At 57.5% G+C, this 20019-nt stretch carries 21 protein-coding genes; 8 read left to right on the forward strand and 13 right to left on the reverse strand.

Annotated elements, in window-relative coordinates:
* Positions 1 to 876 precede the first annotated feature (876 nt).
* The 4 genes from ERD78_RS17900 (at position 877) to ERD78_RS17915 (ending at position 2090) form a co-directional block, all read left to right on the forward strand.
* A complete protein-coding gene (locus tag ERD78_RS17900) occupies positions 877 to 1155 on the forward strand; it encodes a type II toxin-antitoxin system RelE/ParE family toxin (protein ID WP_129971128.1) in 279 nt (92 codons plus the stop codon).
* Positions 1155 to 1448, forward strand: a complete 294-nt coding sequence (locus tag ERD78_RS17905) for a HigA family addiction module antitoxin (RefSeq protein WP_129971130.1) — start codon at positions 1155 to 1157, stop codon at positions 1446 to 1448. The genes ERD78_RS17900 and ERD78_RS17905 overlap by 1 nt, the downstream gene beginning before the upstream one ends.
* Positions 1449 to 1584: 136 nt before the next feature.
* Entirely contained in the window at positions 1585 to 1830 is a 246-nt protein-coding gene (locus tag ERD78_RS17910; protein ID WP_129971132.1) for a type II toxin-antitoxin system Phd/YefM family antitoxin, read from the forward strand.
* Entirely contained in the window at positions 1827 to 2090 is a 264-nt protein-coding gene (locus tag ERD78_RS17915; RefSeq protein WP_129971134.1) for a Txe/YoeB family addiction module toxin, read from the forward strand. Before ERD78_RS17910 ends, ERD78_RS17915 begins: the two co-directional genes overlap by 4 nt.
* Positions 2091 to 2095: 5 nt before the next feature.
* On the opposite strand, the gene ERD78_RS17920 is transcribed toward ERD78_RS17915, so the two are convergent.
* From ERD78_RS17920 to ERD78_RS17950, 7 genes are all read right to left on the reverse strand, one after another.
* Positions 2096 to 3994: an amidase gene (locus tag ERD78_RS17920; RefSeq protein ID WP_129971136.1), complete on the reverse strand. Its 1899-nt coding sequence runs from the start codon at positions 3992 to 3994 to the stop codon at positions 2096 to 2098.
* 25 nt (positions 3995 to 4019) lie between these two features.
* A complete protein-coding gene (locus tag ERD78_RS17925; protein WP_129971138.1) occupies positions 4020 to 5063 on the reverse strand; it encodes a succinylglutamate desuccinylase/aspartoacylase family protein in 1044 nt (347 codons plus the stop codon).
* 218 nt (positions 5064 to 5281) lie between these two features.
* Entirely contained in the window at positions 5282 to 6187 is a 906-nt protein-coding gene (locus ERD78_RS17930) for a LysR family transcriptional regulator (protein ID WP_129971139.1), read from the reverse strand.
* A gap of 90 nt (positions 6188 to 6277) precedes the next feature.
* Complete coding sequence (locus ERD78_RS17935) at positions 6278 to 7147, reverse strand: MBL fold metallo-hydrolase (protein WP_129971141.1); 870 nt, start codon at positions 7145 to 7147, stop codon at positions 6278 to 6280.
* 112 nt (positions 7148 to 7259) lie between these two features.
* Positions 7260 to 7592: a DUF4148 domain-containing protein gene (locus tag ERD78_RS17940; RefSeq protein ID WP_129971143.1), complete on the reverse strand. Its 333-nt coding sequence runs from the start codon at positions 7590 to 7592 to the stop codon at positions 7260 to 7262.
* A 146-nt stretch (positions 7593 to 7738) separates the two neighbouring features.
* Positions 7739 to 8371: a TetR/AcrR family transcriptional regulator gene (locus ERD78_RS17945; protein WP_129971145.1), complete on the reverse strand. Its 633-nt coding sequence runs from the start codon at positions 8369 to 8371 to the stop codon at positions 7739 to 7741.
* Positions 8372 to 8643: 272 nt separating this feature from the next.
* The gene (locus ERD78_RS17950; protein WP_129971147.1) at positions 8644 to 9432 is read right to left on the reverse strand and encodes an AraC family transcriptional regulator; all 789 of its coding nucleotides are present in this window, start codon (positions 9430 to 9432) and stop codon (positions 8644 to 8646) included.
* A 97-nt stretch (positions 9433 to 9529) separates the two neighbouring features.
* On the opposite strand from ERD78_RS17950, the gene ERD78_RS17955 reads away from it, so the two are divergent.
* Positions 9530 to 9787, forward strand: coding sequence for a hypothetical protein (locus ERD78_RS17955; RefSeq protein WP_129971149.1), 258 nt, complete (start codon positions 9530 to 9532; stop codon positions 9785 to 9787).
* A gap of 15 nt (positions 9788 to 9802) precedes the next feature.
* Here ERD78_RS17955 and ERD78_RS17960 read toward each other — a convergent pair whose 3' ends face one another.
* The 6 genes from ERD78_RS17960 to ERD78_RS17985 form a co-directional block, all read right to left on the reverse strand.
* The gene (locus ERD78_RS17960; RefSeq protein ID WP_167668982.1) at positions 9803 to 12145 is read right to left on the reverse strand and encodes a molybdopterin oxidoreductase family protein; all 2343 of its coding nucleotides are present in this window, start codon (positions 12143 to 12145) and stop codon (positions 9803 to 9805) included.
* Positions 12146 to 12393: 248 nt separating this feature from the next.
* Positions 12394 to 13590 carry an alpha-hydroxy acid oxidase gene (locus ERD78_RS17965; protein WP_129971153.1) on the reverse strand — a complete coding sequence of 399 codons (1197 nt, stop codon included), beginning with the start codon at positions 13588 to 13590 and terminating at the stop codon, positions 12394 to 12396.
* Between the two features lie 15 nt (positions 13591 to 13605).
* Positions 13606 to 14577, reverse strand: a complete 972-nt coding sequence (locus tag ERD78_RS17970) for a tripartite tricarboxylate transporter substrate binding protein (protein WP_129971155.1) — start codon at positions 14575 to 14577, stop codon at positions 13606 to 13608.
* Between the two features lie 42 nt (positions 14578 to 14619).
* On the reverse strand, positions 14620 to 15645 hold the full coding sequence (locus ERD78_RS17975) for a hydroxyacid dehydrogenase (RefSeq protein ID WP_129971157.1): 1026 nt from the start codon (positions 15643 to 15645) through the stop codon (positions 14620 to 14622).
* 10 nt (positions 15646 to 15655) lie between these two features.
* Entirely contained in the window at positions 15656 to 16330 is a 675-nt protein-coding gene (locus tag ERD78_RS17980; protein WP_129971159.1) for an RraA family protein, read from the reverse strand.
* Positions 16331 to 16420: 90 nt separating this feature from the next.
* The gene (locus ERD78_RS17985; protein ID WP_129971161.1) at positions 16421 to 17320 is read right to left on the reverse strand and encodes a LysR family transcriptional regulator; all 900 of its coding nucleotides are present in this window, start codon (positions 17318 to 17320) and stop codon (positions 16421 to 16423) included.
* 108 nt (positions 17321 to 17428) lie between these two features.
* Here ERD78_RS17985 and ERD78_RS17990 point away from each other — a divergent pair, with 108 nt between their 5' ends.
* From ERD78_RS17990 to ERD78_RS18000, 3 genes are all read left to right on the forward strand, one after another.
* Positions 17429 to 17890: a DUF3293 domain-containing protein gene (locus ERD78_RS17990; RefSeq protein WP_167668983.1), complete on the forward strand. Its 462-nt coding sequence runs from the start codon at positions 17429 to 17431 to the stop codon at positions 17888 to 17890.
* 225 nt (positions 17891 to 18115) lie between these two features.
* On the forward strand, positions 18116 to 19126 hold the full coding sequence (gene bioB, locus ERD78_RS17995; protein WP_129971165.1) for a biotin synthase BioB: 1011 nt from the start codon (positions 18116 to 18118) through the stop codon (positions 19124 to 19126).
* Between the two features lie 5 nt (positions 19127 to 19131).
* On the forward strand, positions 19132 to 19980 hold the full coding sequence (locus ERD78_RS18000) for an EamA/RhaT family transporter (protein ID WP_129971167.1): 849 nt from the start codon (positions 19132 to 19134) through the stop codon (positions 19978 to 19980).
* The last annotated feature ends 39 nt before the right edge of the window (positions 19981 to 20019 follow it).

Genomic DNA, 20019 nt, shown 5'->3' on the forward strand with positions numbered 1-20019 from the left:
TAGAGTTCGCGGGCTTTGCCACGCTTAGCATATGAAAATGGAGCGCAACGTGAGCAGGAGTAGACGCAAAACCCCGATCACGGGCATTACCACGGCCCGTAGCGAAAAGTTTGATAAGAAGATTTGGCACCGAGCTTACCGGCACGCCGAGCGTCAGCGACTTCACACCAATCCCTACTCGTTCCCGCGCCATCACTTTGAATTTGGTGCACATGCCTGGAATCTGAGCAAGGATGGTAAGCAGTACTGGGGGCTAGACGTTACTGCAAGTCTGATGCGTAAGTAAGCAACAGCCCCAGTTGCGATAGATTGCCTGCAGAAAATGCGGTTCAAAGTTTCATCCGCTTCCAAGTGATCCGGTGCAAGGCGTGCATACCGCATAGTCGAGCTCACCGGAAAGCACCTCCAGTTTCACCATCGTTGACGATAGGTTCACTAACTCTTACATTGCTGCAACGAGAGGGGTTGGGTGTCAAAGTCGCTCTGACAAATTTTGGAACGAAAACCTGTACAACCGCATGAAATCGTGCGAAGAACAATGTTTCTTTGGAACGGGATTTCTCTGGGCACCCGCATAAACATTGGCTTCGATAGGACGGCTGTCACGCCGGGGGTCGCGGGTTCGAGTCCCGTCCGCTCCGCCAAAAAATTCAATAATCAAGCACTTACATCATGTAAGTGCTTTTTTTTCGCCTCGATTTATATTCCAAAATTTGGGATATAAAGCCTACCGCTTGGCTGCGAAGCCACGCCGGGCCTGGCCTGGCTTTCGAGATCAACCTACCTGAAGAATAGGAATGGTTTCCAGAAAAAACGGGAAAGAAGGGGCATTCTACACTTCTTGTTTCGTGATGCGCAACAAGCTACAATCAACGCATGATCAAAAGCTTTCGGCACAAGGGCCTTCGTCGACTGTTCGAAACTGGCAACGCATCAGGCGTTCAAGCAAGCCATGCCACACGCCTTCGCCTACAACTATCCGCCCTTGATACCGCTCAGGTTATCGAAGACATGAACCTTCCAGGATTCAGGCTTCACCCCCTCAAGGGCGCAATGAAGAACCGCTGGTCGATTACTGTTAACGGGAACTGGCGTATTACCTTTGAGTTTGAAAACGGAAACGCTTTTGTACTGGATTACGAGGACTATCACTAATGAGCATGCATAACCCACCCCATCCGGGTGAATTCATATCCGGCATCTACCTTGAGCCCAACAATATCAGTGGTCGTGAGCTTGCCAAGGCGCTCGGCGTAGCCGCTTCCACCTTAAGCCGAGTACTCAGCGGCGCGTCTCGCATCACACCTGAAATGGCGTTGCGCCTATCCAAGGCGCTTGGACGCAGTCCGGAAAGCTGGCTGGCCATGCAGGACGCCCATGACCTGTGGTTCGCTCGCCAGCATGTCGATTTGAAGCGTGTCGATGCGCTGCAATTCGCCATCGCCTAGGGTCAGGTTTGCAATCTCCACTAGATAGAGACGCTGGTGTCTAAACCAGTAGTGCAGTCAGCCAACAAGTGCCATCGCGCTTGGCCAAACGTACGCAAAACGTACGATATAAATGCACATTTTTAGGAGAGGTATCATGTCCACAACAATGACTGCGACCGAGGCACGTGCCAACCTCTATCGACTCATCGACCAAACCGCCGAGTCTCACCAGCCGATTCGAATTGCCGGCAAGCGTTCGAGCGCGGTGCTTATCTCCGAGGCAGATTGGGATGCCATCCAGGAAACCCTATATCTGGCTTCCATACCGGGCATGCGCGACTCCATCAAGAAGGGGATGGCGGAACCCCTGGCAAGCAGCGCCAAGGAGCTTGATTGGTGACTTGGCAGGCCGTCTACGCAAATGCAACGCTCAAGGATGCGAAAAAGGTTGCTGCGGCTGGCTTCAAGACCAAAGTGCAAGCACTGATTGAAATACTGGAGGCCAATCCGTTGCAGAACCTGCCGCCTTACGAAAAGCTGGTTGGTGATCTCTCTGGCGCCTACTCCCGTAGAATCAATATCCAGCAGCGATTGGTGTATGAGGTGTTCTTCCAGGAACGTATCGTTCGTGTTTTGAGGATGTGGACGCATTACGAGTAACCACTCTAACTTCCGCTTGGCGCAAAGCGGACACGAGCAGCCCCCCATGGGGACTCCTGGGTATAAAGATGAACATACAGTTCGCCCTTCAGCGCAGCCCTCAGATGATGGGCCTGCAAGACGATCTCTTTGCTTGCCTGGCCTGGCGCTGCATGCGGCAAATGAAAAATAACTGGCCCAGGGCGTTCACCTTGCGACGACTGGAGGGTCAACGCAATAATAGAGGTTTGCTCCACCTGCGCGGTTTCTGTACTGACCCCCAGCCGCCCGGTGCAAGGGTCCAGCACGTACTTTACTGTTATTGCACAAGCCGGCTCATTGTCTGGCGTAATACGCAGCATTCCCGACAACGGTGGCGGCGCCTTCCCGTTCACCAAATCCGGCGCATATATCGGTGGCACCCGTCTATTCCCCGACAGCTCCCAGTCCAGAGCAAAGTTCAGCAGGGTCTGTTCGGAGTACGGGCGACCGAGCAACTCAAGCCCCACAGGCACGCCGTCGCGAGTAAAGCCCGCCGGCAGGGAAATGGCTGGCAATCCCGTCGACGGGCTTAGCTGGCTGTTCTCACCGGGTTGCACTTCGCCTATCACACTCGGCTTTCCACGCAGCACGGGATAAAGCACGGCGGAAAGCTTGTGTTCATCCATCACCTTCTGCACCAGCAGCGAAATCTCCCGCTTCTTCTCCCTGGCATGCCGGTAGGACGTCGTGTCAGGCGACTCGGGCTGATCACGCAGCCTAAAAACCTGGTCGAGCTGCTCATGATGTAGTCCTCTGTCGAGGATCTCGGACAGCGATTTCGCCGGGAGTCCTTCATAGGCCGCCAAATAATCCGACAAGGCGAACTTGAACTCATGCGCGATCAGGCTACTTTCACGCATCAACGCGGCAACGTTCGGCAGATCGACCTCGATCAATTCCGCGCCAAGCTCGCTCATGGCCAGCGCAGCCTCGCGAACTATAGCTGAAACCTCCACCTCGTCCGCACGAGAGCCAAAGAATTCCGAGAGAATCCCGATTCGCGCCCCCGATAATGTGTTCTGCCGCAGGCCATCCAGATAAGAATCGGGTATATGGCTGTGCACACCGCTTGTAGCGGAGTCATTTGAGTCTTCTCCCACGGTGGCGTCGAGCATGATTGCCAGGTCGCGTACCGTTCGCGCCAAGGGCCCGCCGACATCCTGCGAAGGCGATAGTGGCAAGATGCCGTCTCGGCTGGACAAACCAAAGGTGGGCCGAAGCCCCACCAGATTCTGGTTGGCGGCTGGAATCCGTATCGACCCGCTGGTATCGCTGCCCAGGCCCGCTGCGGAAAAAGAAACAGCGACCGCCGCAGCGGTGCCGCCACTGGAGCCGCCTGGGTTGCGCCTCAAGGAGTACGGGTTTCGCGTTACGCCAGTCAAGGAAGACACATTGGTTATTCCCGCTGCAAGCTCGTGCATCGTCGTCTTGCCAAGGATGATTGCGCCTGCCTCTCTTAAACGTCTCACTTGAAACGCATCTTTCTCCGGCTCCAGGACGGCAAGTGCCAAGGCTCCCCCTGAGGTAGGCATGCCGGCGACGTCAAAGTTGTCTTTCACAAGAATTGGAATGCCATGCAGCAAGCTCCGCGCGCCGGTATTGCGGCGCTCAGTGTCCATGGCAGCCGCCTGCTCCAGCGCGGAAGGATCGAGCCTCAGTATGGCGTTTATGCACGGGCCATGCTGGTCGTAAGCCTCGATACGCTGCAAATAGGCTCGAACAAGATCCACCGACGTGAAGCACCCGGCTGCAAGGGAAGCTTGCAGATCAGTGATGGACTTCTCGAACACATTGAGCACCGGCTCACTTCCCGATTTCGCTAATTCCGGGCTACAGGCTTCTGTAGTGCGGCGCTGCTGTGAGGGATAGGAAGGACGAATCATGTTGTGAACACACAGAGCGATTGAATTACAACGCCTCCCGTCTGGCGGCGATGGATTTACCGGGCTCACTGTCGACAATATCCGATGCAAGATGCACCAGACAGTCTCCCGCCTGCACGCCAGAGAAGGTTCGAATACATACGACCAGTCCTTCACCTTTAAAACGCAGCTCGAGGGGCGCATTCGTTGGCCGGTACGGATCATGAAGACGGCCGGCCAGCTGGCCAGTCACGACCTCGTCGCCCAGCCGAAATGCCGGTTCAAAAATGCCGGGGCATGGCGAAAACACATAATGCCTCTCGCCATCCACCCTCAAATGTCGGCTTGGCGTGGTCGGCGCCAGCGGTCCATCGTCATCGGTCATGCCCAATGCATGGAGAAGCCGCTGTATGCCGCCCTCGACAAGCGCCAGGCCTTCCAGATTGCAGCTGGAACCTCCCCCGAACTCTCCGCAGAAGAACAGGACATTATGACGCTCCGCCGCCGCCCCATACGTGCGATCCTCACCAAGCAGGTCCATGATTATGACACGAGGCGATGCAAAAGCATGTACCAGCCGATTGAACGCCGCGCGGCGGCCGGCATCCGCGGGAGGAGCAATCATCAGCAGCGGCAAGTAGTTTGTCGATGCCCCGCCGGCATGGATATCGAATATGAAATCCGCACGTGGAAACAATTCGGTGTCGAGATAATGGGCAATCATCTCTGTCGGCCCGCCGTTGCGCGAGCCCGGAAAAACGCGATTAAGATTCGCCTTGTCAATTGGTGAAGTCCGGGTTCCGTTAAGAAAAGCCGGAAAATTCAGCCCAGGAATAACGATCAGGGTTCCCCGGATATCCATGGACGGCATGCGCTGTATCAGCTTCATCAGCGCAATCGGGCCTTCGTACTCATCGCCATGATTGCCCCCTGTGAACAGCACGGTGGGGCCCGATCCGCGCTTCAGGACTGCAACCGGAACAGGAATATGACCGTACCCCGACCTGTCAGACGAGAACGGGATACGCAAGGCGCCGGTCTGGAAGCCATCGCGGCAGTAATCAACATCGGCTGATATCAAAGATTTCATTTCTACACTCAAACAAATGGTTGCCCACCGCCGTTCTTCTACTGAGGAAGAGGCCTGATCAACAATGATTGGCCTGGCAGCTGCAACTATCCGTCAAAAGCGGAGAATGCGCCAATACCGATTTTTCGAGGAGGTGATGCCCGACACGCATCACGGCAAACACCGACGCAACGCGCCCGCCGAGGCACGGTAAATCTTGGCACGACCAGCCACAGAGCTTAAGGCAACGCTGCCGCGTCTTCCCTGTAATCCCTTAAAAGCGTGAGGAATCGCGCCAATGCGGGATTCGCATTATCGGCAAGGTGAACAAAGGCCAGTGGCAATGGCATGGAAAAACCGGCAACAGGCACGAACTTCGCTTGGGCAGGCGGCCTGCCCAGGTTCGCCGCATTTACGATCGCTGCGCCCACGCCTGCGGACACAAGCGACAAGATCGCCGCCTCGGTGGTAACTTCCTGCACGACATTTGGCGTAAGGCCCGCCTGCACGCATGCAGCGATAAGCCTGTCGTAGTAGGCGGGATACACACCGCGCTGAAAGGTAATGAACGGCTTTCCTATCAAAGAACACATCGCCACAGCTTCGTTTTCCGGCATATCCCATGTACGGGGAACCGCCAGCATCACGTCATGGCGGCACAAGGACAAGACGCTGAATTTTTCCGGCAAGGGATCGAACAGGTACACAAAGCCCCCGTCCAGGCTGCGATTCTCAATTGTTTCCAACTGGGCCGGTGTATATAACGGCACCAACTCGATGCTGACTTTATGCGCCTCTTGCTGGAATCGATTGAATATGGCGGGTACGACACCATCCCAGCCCGCATTTTCGACGAAGCCGACACGCAAATGGCCTTCGACACCCGACGCCACTTGGCGGGTGGTGCCCACCGCAGCTTCCAAGTGGGACAGTATCTGCCTGGCTTCGGCCAGAAATACGGCTCCCGCCTCGGTCAGTCTGAGGCCGCGTTTTGTGCGGACAAACAGTGAGACACCCAATTCCGCCTCCAGATCCTGTATCTGGCGGGATATGGCCGGCTGCGTAATATGGATGCGTTCGGATGCCACCCGTACGCTTTCATACTCCGCAACCGCAATAAAATAACGCAGGTGTCGCAATTCCATTGGGCATTGGCAACCGATCACTGAATCCTGATAGCATACTGCAACCCATTCCCGGCACTGATGCAGACAGCTGCGAAAGTAATGGCCGGATCAGGCAAAACGCCAGTCGAAGCCCTTTTCCGTGGCGGCGATATAGCCGGCCGAGCTTTCGGGGAAATGCGCCGTGAACAGCAATGCCTTCTTGGCAACAGCATATGCCAGCATCCATTCTCGCGAAGAACGCGCCTGTGCGGCATCCTCGCAGAAAGCGGAGTTCCAGCGTGGCCGGTATATCTGTATTGGATTGTGGACGACATCTCCGGTGAAAAGGGCCTGCTCCCCCTGTGCAGCCAACCCTATGGACATATGCCCCGCGGTGTGACCCGGCGTCGGATAGAAGGTCAAGCCGTCGATTGACTCGCCTCCCTCCGGGCCTACGAGATCCACCTGTTGCGATTCCAGCACCGGCAGAATCGCATCCTCATAGATGCCGCCCGCCTGTGCTGGCTCCCGCGCCCGACTCTGGCATTGCTCCAGTTCACGCTGAGGAAACACATATCTTGCATTGGGAAACGTAGGCACCCACTTGCCATCGCGGCGACAGGTGTTCCAACCCACATGGTCTGAATGCAAATGCGTGCACATGACGTAATCGACTTGATCCACCCCTACTCCGGCCTGCGCGAGCCGCTCCAGATACGGCGTGTTCAACTGGTTGAACATGGGCACCGTACGGGTTCTGCCATTTCCGATTCCTGTATCAATCAGAATAATGTGCTTCGGCGTCTTGAGCAGCCAGGTGTGAATATTGACTGTAACCATGGAACGCGCTTTGTTCACGCAACCAGGTGTCATCCACGCCAGTTTGTCGTCCAGCACATTGGCGTCCCAGTCGGGAAATAAAAATGATGCCGAGAAATCATGAAAAACGATCTCGGATATCCGGATAACTTCAACATCGCCAACAATGTATTTCTTCATAAGGAATCTTCTTGACTGCGGTAAACGTCAGGGAGGGCATAGCGATACTATCGCTCAAAATCCCCCCCAAGGACCAATGCCGTTTACTGCAGGCAGTGATACCTTTGCCGCATCAGGCGCCGGTATAAAAGCTCTCGATATAGGCTTTCTCCTCGGCCGTCATCGATTTGAGTTCCTGGATGACCTGTGCGCGGGTTTTTCCTGGCGTCGAAATACCCTGCGGCCATGCGCCCGTTGCCTCACCCTGGCGCGTATTCCAGGTCGGATCGGCCTTTGCCGCTTCGAGTTCCTCGAGTACCAGGGCACGACTCTTCGTGTTGGTCCAGTCGTAAACCTCCGTGCCACCCTGCTCCGTATTATCCGGGACCCAATACGCGAGGCTGGTGGCGGGAACGGTGGCTGTGAAAGCGGCGATGGCGATGAATATATTTGCGCGTAGAGACATGGTGAGTTCCTGTAAGAAAGCGCCCTGCAGCGTAGCGGCGCTGCGAATGGCGATGCCAGAATATCTGGCCAGGACTCCACTCTAGTGGCGGCATGCTGACAGCCCCATGTCACCCGCGTGACAAGTGCGTCATTTACGCTCGTCGGTCATCTCTTCCCGAGCTCTTTCAGATAGGCGCAGAACATATCAGCCATCGAGTCGGCATAATGCTTGATTTCCGCCTGCGTGCGCGGGGTACCCGAAAAGCTGCTTCCGACTGTGCTGAGCGTCGTGGTAATCAGGTCGCCTGCCACCGCGCGAGCCTTGGCTGAAGCCTTTGGCAGCGCTTGCGCCATGAAGAGCGCTATGGCTCGATCCGCAGACGCTCGTATCTCCCGAGCTTCGGGCGCATCGCGGTAAAGCGGCGCTGCATCGTTCAGTGCCCCTCTCATTTCTGCTTCCTCGCACTCCGACCGCAGGAAAGCATGCACCAGCTCCCGCAACCGATCAAGCGGAGGCTTATTCGAATTCTCAAGAATGCGACGCAGCATCTCCGTTGTTTGTATCCACTCGTCGGCTTGCAGCCGAAAGAGGATGGCCGCCTTATTGGGAAAGTACTGATACACCGATCCAACGCTGACGCCTGCTTTCTCGGCAACCCTTGCCGTAGTGAAGCGCGTGGCGCCTTCCCGCGCCAAGACCTGCGTGGCAGCCTGCAGGATGGCTGCAACCAACTCTGTTGAACGCGCCTGCTGCGGCTGCTTTCGAGTGGCAATCTGAGGATGTCGGCGAGTAGTCATATTGGTGCGAGAGAATAGAGACCGGAGCTGGATGGGGTATTGAATGGCATCATCTTCAATGCGATGAATTAATCACATATTATCGTGACACGCCCACCCGCTCAAGCCAATTGACGAAGCCTCGCACAACGCCGCATCTCTGGCGTCGGGGCGGACATGTCTGTTTCAAGCAGGCGCACTCGCGATCTGCCGGCTGGTTGCCAGCGATGCATAGCCCCCTACCAGTTTCGGAAAACGGCGATAAGGCGGCTGTCTTGTGGTATGCAACGACATCACAACACACGCATGGACTGTTCATATCGTCCCGGTGTCGCGCCCAACACCCGACGGAACAAGGCGATAAAAGCGCTCACGTTATCGTAGCCAAGATCCAATGCAATCGCGGTTACCGGCCTGCCCGCGGCCAGCAGCTCCAACGACCTTAACAAGCGCAAGCGCTGGCGCCATTCGGTGAAGCTGAATCCCGTCTCAATGATAAAGCGCCGCGTCAACGAGCGAGGTGCTATACCGGCCCAGGCCGCCCATTCCTTCATAAGCCGCTCGTCGCCAGGCCGATCCGATAAAGCACGCGCAATCTTGAGCAACCGCGCGTCGCTCGGCATGGCCAAGCCCAACGGCGCCGCCGGTGCGCCCCGAATCTCGTCCAGGATTACCCAGGCCAGCCTTTCTTGCGTCGCGGTCAAGGCGCTATGGCTTCGCCATGATGCAGCACGCGCAACGGCTTCCTGCAGCAGGCCCGAGACAGCCAGAATACACGGCGCATCAGGCAGATCGTCACAGGCACCCTGCTGGACATAGACACTCCAGCCTGCGAACGGTCCATGCGAACGCAGCCCGTGCAGCACCCCTGGAGGAATCCAGATGGCATGCGTAGCCGGCACCACCCAGCGGCTGCTGCCCGCATCCACCGAAAGCAGCCCTCGCGCAGCGCCAATCAACTGCCCTCTCGCATGATGGTGCCGACGCGTTAAACGAACCGTACCAGACTGCTGTGCTACCGCGAGCAATAACGGCTCATCGGCGGAGGATGCCAATTCGGGTGCAATCAGCGGATAGGTCATACGTGGCTTCAAAAGCGTATCAAATGTCTTTTATACCGTACACGCGCCAGACTGGCATGAATAAGATGGCATTGTTCCAAATCGAATGGAGAATTTCATGAAAGCTGAAGACATATTGCCCGACGAGCGCAATCAGGCGGAACTGAACGGTGTTGTTATCCGCAAGGGCACGGTCGCCGCCTTCCTTGCCAACGCCAAAGCATGGTGCGACTCATCTACAGATCCCGCGCATAAACAAGCAGCCGAACGCGATATCCTCGATGCCATGCCTGCATTGCAGGCACTGGGGCTCTTCGAAGTACTGTCTGTCCGCAATGCCGCCCTCAGGAAGATGATCACCCGGATGCACGGATAACGCCCGCTTCCGAGTTTATGAAGACATGGGTACGGACATATTGACAGTGCCATCCAGCATTCGCGCCGCAAACGGCTCAATGGATGTGCCATCCAATTCCCTCATGCGCTCCAGCAGCCAGGATTCAGGCTGTCCGAAACTCAGTCGCTTTATGGCAACCGGAGACGACTTGAGATGAGGCTGCTGGCTTACCGCATCCCGCGCATACCAAGTGTGTTGATTGGCGGACTGGGCGCCGTGCCCATAATGAAATGGCACAAATACCTCTCCTGGCCGAACAGTGTCCACCACCATCGCCACGCCTTCCCAGCGGCCATTCGGTGAAGTCAGCTCGACCAGATCGCCCAGCGCAATGGCCAATCGATCCGCATCCTGAGGGTTGATCTCCACATACGGCTGCGGCGCATGTGCGTTCAGTACCTTTGACCGCGCTGTTTTGGTGCGCGTGTGGAAATGATAGACCACACGTCCCGTAATAAGCAGAAACGGATACGCCTCTGAAACCGGGTTTGGAGGGCGGCGCCACTGGGCTGGCCTGAGAAAAGCCTTGCCGGCCGGATCAGCGTGGGCATAGGCGTTGCGTGTCGTGGGAGTGCCGTTCAAGAAATCGACGCCGTGGGTTTCGCACTCGTCGATGCCGGTCCAGAATTTCAAGTCCTCGTACAAACGCTCGCAGCCTCGCGGGTACTGCTCGTTACAGGGCCAGCGCACGGCACCCATTTCCAGAATGAGCTCATAGGTCATACCGGAATAGTCGCAGGGCCTTCCCTTGGACACCCTGCGCCACTCTTCGAAGGCATCTCGCGGATCCGTAAACGCAATCAGAGGCTGACCATCCTTGTCCTTGAACCCAAGCCTGTTTGCAATCTGAGCAATGATATCGAAATCGCTGCGTGCCTCTCCTGGCGGATCAACGGCTTTAAGCAACAAGTTCACGCTTCGATCAGCGTTGGTGACGCAGCCCTGCTTTTCGCCCCACATGGCGACAGGGAAATAAATATCCGCGCAGGCGATCGTTTCCGCATCCACAAAGGGATCCTGCACTACGACAAAGGTGCGCCTGAGTATCCGCTCGGTACGGTTCTGGTCGGGCAAACTGACCAGCGGATTGGTGCCTATTACCCAAAAGAACTCGATCTCGCCCCGCTCCGCGCCTTCCATCATGCTGAGTATGTCCCGTGGAACCTCCGGGCGAAAGCTGGCGTAGTCGATATTCCAGTGTGCACACAGGTCGCGCATTTGAACTTCGCTATGGGGGTTTCTATAAGCGGGGTATGATCCTCCCGCCCCGGCTTCGCGATTGCACATTGCCGACGGCTGGCCAGCCATCAAGAGCGGTCCAGCGCCCGGCCTGCCTATCGCACCGGTAAGCAGATGCACGGTATTCACCAGAGACGACGATGCCGTGGCCTCGACACTCTGGTAAAAGCCCTGCAGTACTGTCGAAACCATGCGCGGGGTGGTACCTATCCACTTGGCCGCGGTCTCCAGATGCTCGCGCGGGATATCGCACAATTCAGCCACGCGCTCGGGCGGATAGTCGCGCACCACGGATTCAAGCTGATCGAATCCAACCGTATGTTGCGCAATGAAATGGCGATCGACCCAGTCGTTCTGAACCAGCAAATGAATAATGCCGTTCATCAGCGCCACATTGGTGCCTACCCGTATCTGCAGATGCAGATCCGCTCCCTGCTGCACGGTCGGCGTTTTACGGGGATCCACCACCATGATACGTCCGCCATTCTTTTTCCGTGCAGCCAGCATTCGTTCCCAAAGAACGGTTTGAACCTCGGCGACATTATGGCCGTACAAACAGAGCAGGTCGGCCCGATCCACGTCGGCATAGGAAGCCACAGGGCCATCGACGCCGAAGTTTGCCATCAACCCGGTGGCCGAGGTGGCGGTGCAGAGTCGCGTATTGCCATCGATGTTGGCCGAACGCAATCCGCCGCGCCAAAATTTCCCCAGCGTATAGAGTTCTTCAAGCGTCAGTTGCCCCGAGTTGTAGCAGGCCAGGTTCTGATGGCCTTGGCTCCATGCCTTACGAAAATGCTCGACAAAGAAATCCAAGGCCTCATCCCAACTCACTGGCTTCAGCGGCGCATCCTTGGTCTTGCGTATCATGGGCACCATACCGCGGCGTCGGCTATTGTTGGCTACCCAGCCATGTTCTCCTTTTGGCCCCAAGTGTCCGAAGTTGACAGGATGTCCGGCAGAACCGCGCACCCCGACAATTCGGCCATCTTTCACCGCGATATCCAGGCCGCAGCCGTTCGAACAAAGAATACAGGCCGAATGTACCCAGGTATCGGGCTCGCCCTGGATGCCAAGGTTGCTGTCTATTCGTGGCTGCATGGCATTGCCTCCCGCTATGGTTGGCCGCAGCACAATTCCTCGCATTCGCGGGGCATGGCCTTGCCGCGGGCGTCAGCGCATCAATAGGCCATTGATGCATCGAGCATAACACCGCGACTTTGACATGACGCTGACAGGAAGAGAGGCTCAGATGTGGTCATTCCGGCAGCCTCCTTATGACATGCCACAGTCCGCGCATGCATAGTGCCCTGCAGCAAGACCGCACTGGCCGCGATAGACGTAGCCATCTAAGCCAGATACTGCTGGAAATGGCTTGCCGAGGACAATGTTTGCAGATACTGAGGCCCGATATCCTGTATATCTGTAAGCCCCAGCAACGCAGCGTCACGCGTGATCTCCGCCTGCAGCAGATCCATGGCATGCTCGACGCCACGCTGGCCGGCCAATGCTGCGGCAAAGCCGAATGGCCGCCCCACGAATACCAGGCGAGCACCCAGCGCCAGCGCTTTCAGCACATCGGTGCCGCGTCGGATGCCGCTGTCCATCATGACAGGCACCCCAGGGCAGGCGCGCACAATGCCAGGCAAAGCCCTGAGTGGCGCAATGGCACCGTCGAGCTGTCTTCCGCCATGGTTGGAGACGATAATGCCATCCACACCGTGCTCAACAGCCATGCGGGCGTCCTGCTCTGCCAGAACGCCCTTCACGACAAGTTTGCCCGGCCAGTTCCGGCGTATGGCCTTCAGCCAGTCCCAACACAGGTGCGCACGATCGGAAAAGTCACGAAGCACGTTTCTTGAAACAATAGGTGCGCCGCGCGTTGCGTAGTTGTTCTCGAAGTGCGGCACACCGTGGCGGCACAAGGTCTGGATGAAGGTTCCCGCCGTCCAGCGCGGATGCGTCAGGCCATCCCAGATGAGGCCGGGCGACGGACGCAGCGGCGTTGAAAACCCCGCCCTCACGTTATTCTCGCGATTGGCGGAGACAGGTGTGTCCACGGTGATAACCAGCGTACCAAAGCCTGCCGCGCGCACACGCTCGACAAGCGCCATGGCCTGGTCCATTGTGCCCGGTACGTAGGCCTGGAACCAGACATCCGGGCCTATGGGTGCCACATCCTCAAGACGCATGAGCGACGATCCGCTCATGATCATGGGGATACCACGAGCGGTACCCGCTTGTGCCAGGACTGCGTCACCACGATAGGCCGTAACTGCGCTCAGCCCCATCGGGGCAATGCCGACAGGCCCACTGTATGTCCTGTCCCACAATGACGTCCGCGTTGCCACTTGGGAAACATCGTTCAATACGCGAGGCACAAAGCCAAGCTCACGAAAGGATGCCCGATTGTCCTCGAAGGAAAAATTTGTTTCCGCCGCCCCCGAGACGTAGGCGAAGAGGCGGCGGGGCAGATAGGACTGCGCCGCCTTCTCGAAATCATCCAGGCACAAAAGCCGTGCCAGGCGTCGTTGTGGATACAGCATACTGTTCGGGTATTCCTATTGATCCGCCCAGGGTGTTTCCTTCCAGAATGCCGAGAACAGCTTCTCACCAGACTTCAGTTCAGCCTCGTATTGCTCGGGCGGCAAATAGCGCAGAGGCACAAACAGTTTCTGGGCCTGCTCGCGGAACTCGGCATCGTTCACGGCATCGTGCACAGCCTTGACCAGCTTCGCGCGCACATCGTCGGGCAGGCCCTTCGGTGCACCGATCCCGCGCAGAGACGACATAATGATATCGTGTCCCTGCTCTCGGAATGTTGGAATATCGGGTGCCAGGCTCGTGCGCTCGGCGCTCATGATGCCCAGATCGCGCAATGGCGAACCGCCATCGATATAGGCTTTTACCTCGCCTATGTTCATGGCGGCCATCATGATCTCTCCGCTGCTGATTGCGCTGCGCACCTCGCCAGCGCCCTTATAAGGCACGTGCATCATCTTGACGCCAGCCTGCTTCTCGAAAAGCAGCATGGCCAGATGATCGTCCGAGCCCGCCCCCGTCGTCCCCACGGTAACCTCTCCCGGATGCGCCTTGGCATATGTGGCCAGATCAGCCAGCGTTTTGATATCGCTTTTCGTATTGACGGCGAAGCTGTCGGGATCGTCTATGATGTTGCCGATCAGGTCAAAGTCGGACCAATGATATTGCGCCTTTCGCTGAATTGGAATTGTGATGAGGTTCGGTGTGTTCAAGAAACCGATGGTATAACCATCGGGCTTGGCACGGGCAATTTCGGCAAATCCGATTTCACCGCCTGCGCCCGGGCGGTTCAACACCACAATGCGGGCATCGTTGCCAAGGTATTTTTCAATGAAAGGCGCCAGGGCTCGGGCCACCAGATCTGTGCCACCACCGGGGCCATAGGACACCACCATGCTGATGGGATGATCGGGATATGCAGCCGCTGCCGTGCCCATGCCTGCGGCAACCAGCAAGGCGCCAGCAGCCAGTCTACGCATAATATTGCGCATAGTATGTCTCCTCCAGAAAAAATCGATAATCAGTTCACTACCTCAGCCATGCAGTCGCTGCGCCGCGCGCTGCCATGCTAGAGGATTCACCACACGGGCGGCCTGCCTGCCTTCGGCGAGCGCAACAAGCTGCTCGGCCGCCATTCTCGCCACGTTGCGCCGCGCCTCGTGCGTAACGCCTGCCGTATGAAAGGTCGGCACAACATTGGACAAGGCCAGCAAAGGGTTTTCGCGGGCTGGCGGCTCCACATCCCAGACATCCAGGCCGGCGCCCGCCAGATGCCCCGCCAGCAACGCATCGTATAGCGCAGCTTCCTGATGTATACCGCCCCGCGCGGTGGTAATGAAGATTGCGCCCTGCTTCATGCGTGCGAATGCCAGCGCATCGAACATGCCCCGGGTTTCGCTGGTAAGCGGGCAGTGCAGCGAAACAAAGTCGCTTGCGGCCAGCAGTTCCTCCAGCGACACCGGCTGTGCTCCGCGCGCGGTGATTTCATCCGGTTTCAGATAAGGGTCATGGGCCACCACGTGCATATTGAAAGCCGCGCCCAGTTGAGCTGCGCGCTGGCCAATGTGGCCCAGGCCGACAAGCCCCAGCGTCTTGTCCGACAACTCGTGGCCCATAAGGTCCTCGCGAGAGAAGCCGCAATCGTTGCGAAGACGCGAAGCGGACTCCAGAACACGGCGCGATACGGCAAGCATGAGACCCAGCGCATGTTCCGCAACCGAGTTGGCATTGCCGCCCGCCTGGTTCACTACGAGCACGCCGGCGTCGGTGCAAGCCGCGACATCCACGGTGTCATATCCGGCGCCTGAGGTCGATACACAAGCCAGATCCGGGCATTGGTCGAGCAGATCTCGTGTTACTTGCCACTGCAGCGGCACTTCGTCTTTTGCAGCCGAAATGTGATAGAACCGCGCCCCGCGCAGGAGATCCATGTTCTCCGAGCGCGGCGCATTCAGCTTCATGACTGCAAGCGCCAAGCCAGGAGCCTCTCGCAGGATGCGGTCGAAAACCGGATCGATCCATAGATCCAGGCGCACTACCCGAGCGGGTTGCTCTGCCATACCGCCCCCTCTAGCGCGCAAAATCGCAACCGCGCTGCGGCAGGCTTTCGTCTATCCAGCGAACATCCAGGCGATCATTCATGATGTCCTGCATGATGCGCGCCTCAAGCGTCTGCTTTTCGCTTGCGGCGCGGTGAATGGCTTCGGCTTCCTTGCGCGGAACGCACAGCAATCCATCCTCATCACCGACAATCAGGTCGCCCGGTGTCACCACCATGCCGCCCAAGCTCACAGCGACATTGATTTCCCCTGGCCCATCTTTGTATGGCCCGCGATGCGTGATACCTCCCGCATATACAGGAAAGCGGCCACGCGATATTGTTCCGATGTCTCGGATCGCGCCATGAATGATTATTCCTGCCAGGCCTCGCCGCATGGCTGTGTTGACCATGAGTTCGCCAATGATCGCGTTAGACAGATCGCCGCCCGCATCCACGACAATGACATCCCCCGCTTGGGCCATGTCCAACGCCTTGTGCACCATCAGGTTGTCGCCAGGCCTGGTGCGTACCGTAAAGGCGGGACCGCTCAGCGCGCCACCTGCATGCATGGGACGCAATGCGGCACCGCCCGCGCTCATGCGCGACATGACATCGCTGATGTTGGCTACCGGTATATCGCGAAACTTTTCCACCCAAGCGGACGACACGCGCTCTTGCAGTTCATAAATACGAAATCCAATCATGCCTTTCCTGCCATCATCATGCTGCGTAAGAACGCCGACAGCTATGAATTCTAGGATTGCGCAGGCAGATTGAACCGCAATATTTCTGCGTTACGGGGTCAAAAAATTTGATGCCGCGGGTTTGAATACCGTGTCCGCATGGTCGATGAGCGCCTCGGCCAGTGCCACGCGCGGTCCCTGCCGATTCCAGACAATGCCAATCCGGCGCACTGGCGTTCTATGAGGCAGGGCGAGCTTGGCAATGGCGTGGGTCTGGTACCAGATCGAAAAAGAATCCGGCACAAGCGACACCCCCACCCCCCGCTCCACCAAGGCCACGATGGTGAGCAGGCTGTCGATTTCAATGCGTTGCCGCGGAAGTATATGGTTATCCTTCAGGTAGCGATCCACCAGCTTTCCGCTGTATGCGCGTCTGTCGTAACGGATGAAAGGCGCCCGGGCAAGCAGATCATGCGGCTCTCGCTTTGCATGGCTGGTTGGCGCGATCACGATCAGCGTTTCTTCCTGCAGCGTGTGCCAGCCACAGTTCTTGTTGATGGTATAGGGAGGCTCTATGGCAATGGCCAGATCCAGTTGGCCCTCATGGACTTTCCGGCAGAGTTCCATGGACACATCGAACTCCACTTTTATGGACAGGTCCGGATAATGCTGTGTGCAAAACGCATCAAGCAGCGCAGGAAGGTGTGTGGTCAAAGCCGACGGAAACACGCCGAGCTGTAGCTCCCCTTCGAGAGACCCCGTGCTGGCCACAGCCTGCAGGTCGCGCGCATCGCGTATCAGGTCCTGTGCGCGCTGGTAAATACGCATCCCTGCTTCCGTGGGCGTTACGCTGTGTCCAGAACGCTGCACCAGTGGCATGCCCAGCTCGCTTTCGAGTATGCGTATGCGAGCTGCTACCGCGCCGGCCGTAATGTGAAGGCGGCGAGCCGCCTCCGCCAAAGACTTGCACGCCACAACTTTAGTGAAACTCTCCAGGTATTCAATGTTCATGGGTTCTTGATCGGCCTACCTCAGGATTGGCATACGCTACAGTAGGTTGTCCCGTCTCTTCTCGGAATACATTTTCGACGAAAGCGATGCTTTGATCGACGAATGGGCATGATACCTGCAATTAAGGCTGTGTTTTCCAACCCGACACATATGAACCACCCCGACCCGGCTACCGCACAGGCTTTCGAATCGGCCCATTACGAGATTACCGCCCCCGATGGCGAGACTGTGGTGCTGCGCATAGGCCTGCACGGCAACCTGGATAGACTTTTATTGCAATGCAACGCGACGTCCATTGCCATTCTGACCGCGTGGAATCCCGGTGGAAAGCGTACTTCTGATAGTCAAAACGAGCGGGCGCAAGCGAGGCTGCAGGAACGGATCCGGTCACTCAATCTGCGAATGCTGAATGGCAGGAATCTTGATCCGAACGGCGTGGGACCGACCGAGCCCACATGCGTGCTGCTGGACGCCAGCCATGCGCAGACACGAGCCCTGGCCAGCCTGCACGACCAGCTTGCCTACGTATATGCCAGCATGGAAAGCCCGCCCGCGTTGATATGGCTGTAGTACATCAAACGGGAAGGACCAAGAGCGCCAAGAAACATGGAGATACAAAAAGCCCACCTGTTGCCCGTTGGCTCAAATTCAATACAATTTTGGGAGATTCTATGCGGATTAGCGATTTATGATTAATTTTAATGTTATTTAGGTGTAATTTAAAAACACTTTCCGCTTGAAGCCCACTGCATGGTTGCCTAATATACGACTCGTTTTACTGAGAGGCGTAATCCCATGAATACTCCTGTTGCGAGCCCCTGGAAGATCAAGGACGTCATCGCGCTTTACGAGCTTCCGCTCATGGACCTGCTGCTCCAAGCCCAGACCGTTCATCGCGAAAATCACGAGGCCAACGCGGTACAACTTTCCAGCCTGCTTTCTATCAAGACGGGCGCATGCCCCGAGGATTGCGCCTACTGCCCTCAATCGTCGCGTTACGACACCGGCGTCGAGAAAGAAGCATTGCTACCTGTGGATGACGTGCTCGCTGCAGCCCGCAAGGCCAAGGACAACGGTGCGCAGCGCTTCTGCATGGGCGCCGCCTGGCGCTCGCCCACCGCCCGCCAGGTCGACGCCGTAGCGGAGCTGGTATCTGCCGTAAAAGCCATGGGATTGGAAACCTGTGTCACGCTGGGTATGCTCAAGCCAGGCCAAGCCGAGCAATTACGCGGTGCCGGCCTCGATTACTACAACCACAATCTCGATACATCGCCAGAGTTCTATGGCAGCATCATTACCACTCGCTGCTACCAAGACCGCCTCGATACACTGCAGCGCGTACGCGACGCCGGCATTCATGTGTGCTGCGGCGGCATAGTCGGCATGGGAGAATCCCGCCGTGATCGTGCGGGCCTGGTCGTGCAGTTGGCCAATATGTCGCCTTATCCGGAATCCGTGCCCATCAATAACCTGGTCAAAGTGCCGGGAACACCGCTGGCGGGCGAGGAAGACATTGATCCATTCGAGTTCGTACGCACAATTGCCGTAGCGCGCATTACGATGCCGCGCGCTATTGTGAGGCTGTCCGCGGGACGCGAGCAGATGAACGATGCGCTGCAGGCGCTGTGCTTCATGGCCGGCGCCAGTTCAATTTTCTACGGCGATCAATTACTCACCACCGCTAACCCTCAGGTCGAGCGCGACCGCAGACTCTTCGAGCGTCTCGGACTGCACCCCGTGGGCACCGATGCATTTACGGAAGCTGCGCCGCTGCCCGCCAGCGATGAATCGCTGGCGCTTGCCTGATACCCATGATCATTCTGCTTGCCAGCATCGCCTGCAGCGTTGCCGTATCCATTCTGCTGAAGGTTGTACGGCGCCGCAGCATCGCCGTCGATCAGGCCATTGCCGTCAACTATGTGCTGGCAAGCCTGCTAACCCTTGCGGTGCTGCGTCCCGACCCGGCTTCGCTGCTGGCCCCGGCCACACCGTGGTGGATATTGGTGCTGCTAGGCGTTCTGCTTCCCACCATCTTTCTCGCCATGGCCGGCGCGGTACGCCATGCCGGCATCGTGCTGAGCGACGCGGCGCAACGCCTGTCACTTTTTTTGCCCTTGCTGGCTTCGTTTCTTATTTTTTCGGAAAGCGTTTCTAGCCTGAAATTGACTGGCATTGCTACCGCGCTGCTGGCATTGGGATGCCTGCTATGGCGGCCGCGGGACAGCGCCCAGGGGCGGCAAGGACTGGCTACCGTCGGGCTGCTGCTCGCCGTCTGGGCAGGCTACGGCACGATAGATATTCTGTTCAAGCAACTGGCCAAGGCGGGCGCGGCGTTTTCCAGCAGTCTGCTTGTCAGCTTTGCACTGTCAGGCGTGCTGATGTTCGCCTACCTGATCGCCCGCAAAACGACATGGACGCGGCGCAATCTCCTGGCCGGCGTTTTGCTGGGCCTGCTGAACTTCGGCAACATCTACTTCTACATACGCGCCCATCAGGTATATCCCGACAACCCGACGCTGGTCTTTACGGCCATGAACATCGGTGTCATTTCCCTGGGTACGCTGGTCGGTGCGGGTTTTTTCCGGGAAAAACTGACATGGTTCAACGTGGCCGGCATTGTTCTGGCAATCGGTGCCATCGTCATGCTCGTGCCCCGCTAACCGCTACGCGCAACCCTCTTCTGCTTGCACGCAGCTGTC

The sequence above is a fragment of the Allopusillimonas soli genome (genome assembly GCF_004153445.1).
GTDB lineage: Bacteria > Pseudomonadota > Gammaproteobacteria > Burkholderiales > Burkholderiaceae_B > Allopusillimonas > Allopusillimonas soli.